General features: G+C 35.1%; 1 protein-coding gene. It reads left to right on the plus strand.

Annotation, left to right across the window (positions count from 1 at the left end; genetic code table 11):
- Positions 1-105: 105 nt before the first annotated feature.
- Positions 106-1,095 (plus strand): hypothetical protein, encoded by a 990-nt coding sequence (locus tag E1163_RS03205; RefSeq protein ID WP_155169385.1) that lies wholly within the window; start codon positions 106-108, stop codon positions 1,093-1,095.
- Positions 1,096-1,195: the final 100 nt, after the last annotated feature.

The raw sequence follows: 1,195 nt of genomic DNA on the forward strand, positions 1-1,195 counted from the left end.
TTAGTATATAAGATATATTAAATTGCCTGAAAGTTATAATGAGTGTATATTGCCGCGAAATTCAGAATATTAAGTTGGTTAAAGCACTGTAGAACATATTAAACTATGAAACAATTATTGTTTTTAATGACCCTGATAGCGATTGCTTTTCAAAGCTGTAATGTGGGGGGCTCAGGGACATGGAAAGATGAAAATATAGATCTGGAACTAAAAACTGAAATAGCTGCTCTCGATAAACAAGTGCTAAATGCAGTGTTTAATAATAGCCCAGAATCTCTAAAGAAAGTTATGTCGGACGAATTAAGGAAAAAAACGGATGACAATATAAGGCAAATGATAGAAAAAGTTAGTGGAGCAGTTCAGGGTGCCAACTATGAAATCCTTAATCAATATTATGTCGAGAATAGCACAACTGGAGTGGGAAATACTGTGATGTCAGGAATTAGTGGAACAGATGATTATATAATCAGTTACAAGGCTGTTAATAAAGAAATGTTTGTTTCTCTTATTCTGCTTAAAAATGAACTTGATGAACTTTTGATTACTAATGTATATGGTAAATATCCGGAAGGTTGGAAATTAAATATCCTTCAATTTGGACAATACAGGCTCAATGGTAATAATGCCCCGCAGTTTTATGAAATGGCAAAGGCAGATTATGAAAAAGGGTATTTGATTGATGCTGCCAATCATATGTTTTTAAGCTCGCAGTTAGCAAACCCCGCCAATAAATTTTGGAAGTACCAAAAGGAAGGGGAGATGAGGCACTTCTATGAAACTTTAATGTCTGAAGTTAAGGGTAAGTACACTTTTCCATTGGCTATGGATAATATTGAATCTCAGCCGCAGATATTGAGCGTATACCTCCAACGTACTCAGGAGGGATACTTTCCCATGGTGGAATATCTGACACAAATTGATATTCAGGATACAGTAAAAACTAAAGAAGAGAACGATAAAATCCATCAGTCAATAGGGCAGGTTTTCAACGGGCTGGATAAGGATAAAGCATACCTTTTTTATAAAGCGTTTAGTGAAATACCTAATGGACAAACACCGGTTTCGACATATGGCTTTGTAAAGGAGTTAAAATAATCTATATATCGGAGGCACAATCTTAATTATGGTAGGAAAGTAGCATGGGTACTAGTAAAAATCCTCAGTCGGTGTTATAGAACAGTAAAGCTTTACCAAA

Origin of the sequence: Fulvivirga kasyanovii, assembly GCF_009711405.1 — a bacterium.
GTDB lineage: Bacteria > Bacteroidota > Bacteroidia > Cytophagales > Cyclobacteriaceae > Fulvivirga > Fulvivirga kasyanovii.

Excerpts from the sequence above, each read along its gene's own strand:
- E1163_RS03205 (WP_155169385.1), top strand. The coding sequence starts at position 106 with ATGAAACAATTATTGTTTTTAATGACCCTGATAGCGATTGCTTTTCAA.